This is a genomic window from Pseudomonas sp. K5002 (assembly GCF_013386655.1).
GTDB lineage: Bacteria > Pseudomonadota > Gammaproteobacteria > Pseudomonadales > Pseudomonadaceae > Aquipseudomonas.
Genome location: NZ_JACARK010000493.1, coordinates 1 through 6,516 on the forward strand (window position 1 = coordinate 1; position 6,516 = coordinate 6,516).

Genomic DNA, 6,516 nt, shown 5'->3' on the forward strand with positions numbered 1-6,516 from the left:
GTTGGATGGCCGCTACATCACCGCCATCGACAGCGGCACCTCGGTGGCCGACATGGATTGCATCGCCCAGCAGACCCGCTATGTCACCAGCACCACGGCGGCCGGCGATCCCTCGCCCCACGCGGCGATGGGCGTGTTCGCCGGCATCCGCACCACCGCGATGGCTCGCCTGGGCAGCGATAATCTGGAAGGTCTGCGCGTGGCGATCCAGGGCCTGGGCAACGTCGGTTATGCCCTCGCCGAGCAGTTGCACGCCGCCGGGGCTGAATTGCTGGTGAGCGACATCGACCACGGCAAGGTGCAACTGGCCATGGAGCAACTGGGTGCGCACCCGATTGCCAACGAAGCCTTGCTCAGCACCCCATGCGATATCCTTGCGCCCTGCGGTGTGGGCGCGGTGTTCAACCGCTACACGGTCGCGCAGTTGCGATGCGCAGCGGTGGCCGGCTCCGCCAGTGCGCAACTGACCAACCTGCAAGTGGCCGATCAGTTGGAAGGCCGTGGGATTCTTTACGCGCCGGACTACGTGATCAACTCCGGTGGGCTGATCTACGTGGCTCTCAAGCACGGTGGCGCGGAGCTGGAAACCATCACCGCGCACTTGTCGAACATCGGCACACGCCTGACCGAAATCTTCGCCCATGCCCAGGCTGAAAAGCGCTCACCCGCGCGGGTAGCGGATGAGCTGGCGGAGCGCTTGCTGTACCGCTGAGGCGGGTCAAAGCTGATATTTCTCCCGGGCCAGTTGGCCCACGCCCATACGATCAAGGATGTGCATCGGGCACAGAATCGTGACCCGCACGGTTCCCGGCAGGCGGCTGATTTCAATCGAGCCGTTGATGGTCGCGCGGTTGCGCACTTCGTCGAGCGGCAGCCCGGTCACGGCGGCGGCGCGTTCCAGTCCATTGTCTGTCGCGACGTTGAGATTGGTCCCACTGCCGATGAAGGTGATGGGCGCGTTCTCCTCGATCTCCACCTGGCCCCAGCGCTCCCCCAGTGCCTTCACCCGCAGGCGTTGCTCCGCGGTCATCGGGCGCGCCATGGGCGGCAGGTCATCGAGGTTTTGCAGCAGGATCGGCCCGTCCAGGCTCAGGCCCTTGATCACCTGCACCGTCAGTTCGGTTTCCCCCGACACATCGGTGGCATGCCCGGCAATTTCGCCATTGCCCTGTTGAGCATGCATATCGCCCATGTACACCCCGGCGCCGGGGACCTTCACCGGGCAGATCAGGATGCAGCCTTCGCGCACGGAATTGGTGTCCATGTGGCCATCGGTTTTCGCGGCGTGCAGTTCATCGTGGGTCATGCTGTAGCGATGGGGCGCGCCCACCAGGTACTGGCCGAAGTCGCCGCAGTTGTGGGAATCCGGCAGATCCCGTGAAGGCGTGGTGCCGATGTTGCCCAGGAATGGGCGCATATGCGCGGCCAGGCCCGGGATATCGGCGCGGGCCAGGGACAGGATCGAGTGCTGGGCAGACAGTTCGGGCAGCGCCGACAGGTCCGATGCCTTGCCGGCCAGGCGATCCGCCACGGCCTGGTTGACCGTCAGGCTCACCTGATGCTCGGCATCCAGAACGATCACGTAACCATTGCTGAAACGAAACGCACTGACCTCGGCGCCACAGGCATCGCAACGAATGGCGTCATCGCCAATGCCTTCGACGTGGCTGGCGGGATGCTCTTGCCCGCAGTTGGAGCAGAACTTCGCGACGAACGGGTCGCCGTGGTAACGCCCTTCGACAAAACTCATGACCCCCGAGGACGTGGCCAGGGAGGTGACGCGCATGCGCTTGATCTTCAGCGCCACCGCGTCGCCGATTTCGGCGCCGGCGATGAACACGGGCTGGGTCACTTCATGGCCACCCTCAAAGGCCGGCGTGATCATCGGGCCCCAGCAACCGGGCGGGGTGCCGGTGATCAAGGTGCCACCGTCGGCCAGTGGGCCGAGCATTTTCTGGCTGGGGCCGAGCAGCCCATTGGTGTAGGAGGTGACGGTGAGACGGTCGACAGAAGGGAGGTTATTCATTTTATTTTCCGGGCCCTGGGTGATTGAATGTTGAACAGGCTTCATCACTTAAGCGCCGATGTGTATCTGTCGTGTGTCGCGCTGCCGCGATTGCCGGTACGTGTGTATCTCAGGGGCATCCATACACACTCTGATACACCCGCAGTGGCGTTCACGGGTAAATACAGATATCTCTGTTGCAGGCTTATTTTTTCAAACCCATCAGAACGAGGTTGGCATGTCCAAACAAACAGCAGGGCGCTCCAGTGGGCGCATGATTACCTTCAAACGTCCGGATGGCGCTGACGTCAACGGCTACCTGGCCAGCCCGGCCGTACTCGAAGGCGCGCCGGCGATCGTGGTGATCCAGGAATGGTGGGGCGTAAACGATCAGATCAAGGGCGTGGCCAATCGACTGGCCGAATGCGGTTACCGCGTGTTGGTGCCGGACCTTTATCGCGGCGCGTCGACCGTGGAAGAGGAAGAGGCTCACCACCTGATGGATGGGCTGGATTTTGGTGACGCGGTTTCTCAGGACATCAAGGGTGCTGTGCAGTACTTGCAGGCGGATTCGAAAAAAGTCGGTGTGACCGGTTACTGCATGGGCGGGGCGTTGACGTTGCTGGCGTTGAACGCGATTCCGGAAGTCGCTGCGGGCGTGGTGTGGTACGGCTTCCCGCCGCTGGAGTATCTGGATGCTTCGAAGATCAAGGCGCCGCTGATCGGGCATTGGGGCACGCAGGATGCCTTCTTCAATATCGACACCGTGGCGGAGCTGGAGTCAAAACTGCATGCTGCGGGTGTGGACGCGACTTTCCATCGCTACCTGGCGCGCCATGCGTTTGCCAACGAGACGGCGATTGGTGATGGTCGGATTGCAGACACGCAATACGATGCCGCCTGGTCGCAACTGGCGTGGGACCGCACGTTGACGTTCTTCGGCAAGACCTTGTGGCAGGCATGACACATGTGAAAGGCATCAACGCATAACCTGTGGCGAGGGAGNNCCCGCTGGGCTGCGCAGCAGACCCAAAAGCTTGGGAGCGCTGCGCACTCCAGCGGGAGCAAGCTCCCTCGCCACAACAAGCTCCCTCTGCCACAGCAAGCCCTTTCGCCACTACTGGCAATGCATCACTCAGCCGCTGGCTGCCCAATCTCCGCCAATGCACTCGCATTGTTCTTGAACGCCGCCGCAAACGCCGCGCGGTTCTTGGCCATGAAAATACCGGCATCTTCTGCCTGCTTCTCGCTCAAGCCTTCGACGTTTTTCAACAGCACTTCCATCAGGGACTCTGCCAGTTCAAGCATCTGGTCGTGTGCGTCGGCAAGTTTGCGATCCACGAATGTAGTCTCCAGGTCACGGGTACTGCGATACAGGGTTTCAACAGCCATTTTTCGGCCTCGTCATCGGTGCAGTATTGAAGGGAGTTGCCCTTGGTTCGAATGTCGCCAAGCGTTCTCGCGACTACTGTATTTATATACAGCTTAAAGCATAAGCCAATCCATGGGCTTTGGGTAGTGGCTTTTCAATGTAGCTGGCAAATGCTGGTTTGCCCTATCGGAAACTTCTCACAGGTTGGTGGGGTTGCAGGAGCGTCATTCAGTGGCTTACCTTCTCCGGGCTTCGCTTATGCGGTACACGAGTTTGGCGGCTCGAATTTAAGGAGCAAACATCTTGTAAATCCAAGGAATGCACCATGGTAAAAATGACTGCCTGTTTTTCTGAATCGCCTATAAAGCCGCCTACCGCGCTTTTCGCTGTGACCCCAAATACTGACACTGAAACATTACTCGCCAATGCCAGCGAAACCTTGAACAGTGCCCGTGAAATGGCCAGTAGCCTGGCTTTTGAGCTTGAAGGACCACAGCGAAGTTTGCTTCTGGCGATCCATCAACTGCTGGAAATGAGTGGTTTATTGGTCGATCAAGCGTTGGATCAAGTCGCCCCGACCTGACCTGAATCACCCGGTCACCTGGATCGTTCCCACGCTCTGCGTGGGAATGCATACCGTGACGCTCCGCGTCACCTCTACCCGAAACCCTGGGGCATGGGACGCGGAGCGTCCGGGGCGGCATTCCCACGCGGAGCGTGGGAACGATCATCAAGCAGCAAGATAAGTGCCTCATATCACCCCGCCACCATCTCACTTCCTGTTCCCTGGCCTTTTTTCTGCATGCAGAGAAACCGTCACGTCCAACCCGCATTATCCGGTCGAGCCGACCTAAGGAAGCATCATCGTGAAAATCAACTGGGCTGAAAACCTGCGCAAGACCGTGCACCAACTGGCCGAGTCCTTGGGAAATCTGTTCGTCGAGACCTTCCACTACCTGGCACTGTTCGCCATTGGTGCGGTGACCGCCTATGCCGCGGTGATGGAATTTCTGGGGATGCTGGAGACGGGGCACATCAAGATCGATGACATCTTGCTGCTGTTCATCTACCTGGAACTGGGGGCGATGGTCGGGATTTATTTCAAGACCAACCACATGCCGGTGCGTTTCCTGATCTACGTGGCGATCACGGCGCTGACCCGTCTGCTGATTTCCAACGTGTCCCACCACAACCCGCCCGACATCGGCATCATCTACCTGTGCGGTGGGATTCTGCTGCTGGCGTTCGCGATTCTGGTGGTGCGGTATGCGTCGTCGGCATTTCCGTCGGTGAAGGTCGAAGGCCCGCGCCGCAAGGGCGAAGCGAGCCTTGAAACAGAGAAGGGCGAGCTCTAGAACCCTGCGTTGAGCGGCGGCCTGCTGACCGGCGGCCGCTGCAGTACCTGGTGGCTGTCTCCATCGGTCATCACCGCCAATATCTCCATCGCGCTGTGCCCCTGCTCGATCGCAATCCCGAATTGCACACTCTGCACCAGCCGTTTCAGGCGCTGGGGGTCGTTGCGTTGTTCGGCGCTGATCATGCGTTTGGCCACGACGCCGTCTTCATCGGACAGGGTCAGCATGATGCTGCCGTCCAGCCGCTGGATGCTTAAATTGACCCGGTATTTCGGGGCGAAGGTGTCGGTGATGATCTGAAAAGGGTTGTCCATGGTGCGTTACCGCCTGATAAGAACATGCAGTCATTGACGACCGGTGTCGGGATTAGTTCGCGTTTCCTGACCACCGGCCATTCGCTCGCTGAGGTTTTCACAAGGTCCGTTTTCCTCAGTAGCTGTACAGCAAGGGGCGTGCCGTACAGCAATCTGCCTGCCATCAAATTTCCACTGTGGGAGCGGGCTTGCTCGCGAATGCGGTGTGTCAGCCAATGATTGCTCAGCTGAACGACCGCTTTCGCGAGCAAGCCCGCTCCCACAGTGGGTGGGTGGTGTTTTTGAGTTCGGTGATCCGTTTCAGGGCATCACGGAAAAAACGATCGCAGACAGCGCAATCAAGCCGACCAACACCACAAACACGTTGGACGCCTGGCCCGAGTACTGGCGCAGGGATGGCACTCGGCGGATGGCGTACATCGGCATCAGGAACAACAGGCAGGCGATGATCGGCCCGCCCATGGTTTCGATCATGCCGAGGATGCTCGGGTTGAAGGTGGCCACGGCCCAGCAGGTGAGCACCATGAACAGCGCGGTGCAGCGCTCCAGCCACTTGGCCGACATGCTGCGGTTGCGCCCGCGCAGGGATTTGACGATCAGGCCCTGGAAGCCTTCGCTGGCGCCGATGTAGTGGCCCAGGAAGGATTTGGTGATCGCCACCAGCGCGATCAACGGTGCGGCGTAGGCGATGACCGGGGTCTGGAAGTGGTTCGCCAGGTACGACAGGATCGAGATGTTCTGCGCCTTGGCGGAGGCGAGGTCAGCCGGCGACAGGGCCAGCACGCAGCTGAAGCAGAAGAACATCACCGTCAGCACCATCATGCTGTGGGCCATGGCCAGGATGCCGCTGCTTTTGCGTTCGGCTTGCGGGCCGTACACGCGTTTCTGGTCGACGGCGAAGGCGGAGATGATCGGCGAGTGGTTGAAGGAAAACACCATCACCGGGATCGCCAGCCACAAGGTCTTGAAGAAGGCCGGCACGGGCATGCCTTCGCTGGCGGAGGCGAAGAATGCGCCGTTCCAGTTGGGGATCAGGCTCACCGCCAACAGCAGCAGGGCGGCGACGAAGGGGTACACCAGCACGCTCATGGCCTTGACGATCACGCCCTGGCCGCAGCGCACAATGGCCATCAGGCCGAGGATCAGCACCAGCGACAGGATTGCCCGGGGCGGTGCAGCCAGGTGCAGTTGGTGTTCCATAAAGCTGGTCAGGGTGTTGGTCAGCGCCACGCTGTACACCAGCAAAATCGGGAAGATCGCGAAGAAGTACAGCAGGGTGATCAGCTTGCCGGCGCCGATGCCGAAGTGTTCTTCCACCACTTCGGTGATGTCGCCGGATTTGCCCGACAACACAAAGCGCGTCAGCCCACGGTGGGCGAAGAAGGTCATCGGGAAGGCCAGCAGCGCCAGCACGATCAACGGCCAGAAGCCGCCCACGCCAGCGTTGATCGGCAGGAACAAGGTGCCGGC

The 6,516-nt window shown here is 60.3% G+C and carries 8 protein-coding genes; 4 read left to right on the forward strand and 4 right to left on the reverse strand.

Translation table 11 applies throughout. The features are described 5' to 3' along the window. The coding region (locus HX846_RS21470) for a Glu/Leu/Phe/Val dehydrogenase family protein (protein WP_178966060.1) at positions 1-712 on the forward strand (712 nt) is incomplete at its 5' end. A 6-nt stretch (positions 713-718) separates the two neighbouring features. On the opposite strand, the gene HX846_RS21475 is transcribed toward HX846_RS21470, so the two are convergent. Beyond that, complete coding sequence (locus tag HX846_RS21475) at positions 719-2,026, reverse strand: acetamidase/formamidase family protein (protein WP_102605173.1); 1,308 nt, start codon at positions 2,024-2,026, stop codon at positions 719-721. 217 nt (positions 2,027-2,243) lie between these two features. On the opposite strand from HX846_RS21475, the gene HX846_RS21480 reads away from it, so the two are divergent. Further along, positions 2,244-2,969 carry a dienelactone hydrolase family protein gene (locus HX846_RS21480; RefSeq protein ID WP_087695180.1) on the forward strand — a complete coding sequence of 242 codons (726 nt, stop codon included), beginning with the start codon at positions 2,244-2,246 and terminating at the stop codon, positions 2,967-2,969. A gap of 167 nt (positions 2,970-3,136) precedes the next feature. On the opposite strand, the gene HX846_RS21485 is transcribed toward HX846_RS21480, so the two are convergent. Then, positions 3,137-3,397 carry a YebG family protein gene (locus tag HX846_RS21485; RefSeq protein ID WP_003212789.1) on the reverse strand — a complete coding sequence of 87 codons (261 nt, stop codon included), beginning with the start codon at positions 3,395-3,397 and terminating at the stop codon, positions 3,137-3,139. Positions 3,398-3,702: 305 nt separating this feature from the next. Between HX846_RS21485 and HX846_RS21490 the strand changes: the two genes are divergently transcribed. Together HX846_RS21490 and HX846_RS21495 are read left to right on the forward strand one after the other, a co-directional pair. Then, complete coding sequence (locus HX846_RS21490; protein WP_008438570.1) at positions 3,703-3,960, forward strand: DUF6124 family protein; 258 nt, start codon at positions 3,703-3,705, stop codon at positions 3,958-3,960. A gap of 283 nt (positions 3,961-4,243) precedes the next feature. Then, the gene (locus HX846_RS21495; RefSeq protein WP_003212783.1) at positions 4,244-4,732 is read left to right on the forward strand and encodes a phosphate-starvation-inducible protein PsiE; all 489 of its coding nucleotides are present in this window, start codon (positions 4,244-4,246) and stop codon (positions 4,730-4,732) included. On the opposite strand, the gene HX846_RS21500 is transcribed toward HX846_RS21495, so the two are convergent. Continuing rightward, the gene (locus HX846_RS21500) at positions 4,729-5,046 is read right to left on the reverse strand and encodes a DUF3509 domain-containing protein (RefSeq protein ID WP_003212781.1); all 318 of its coding nucleotides are present in this window, start codon (positions 5,044-5,046) and stop codon (positions 4,729-4,731) included. The two genes, HX846_RS21495 and HX846_RS21500, sit on opposite strands and share 4 nt — an antisense overlap. Before the next feature lie 300 nt (positions 5,047-5,346). After that, a partial coding sequence (locus tag HX846_RS21505; RefSeq protein WP_178966061.1) for an HAAAP family serine/threonine permease occupies positions 5,347-6,516 on the reverse strand: 1,170 nt, incomplete at its 5' end.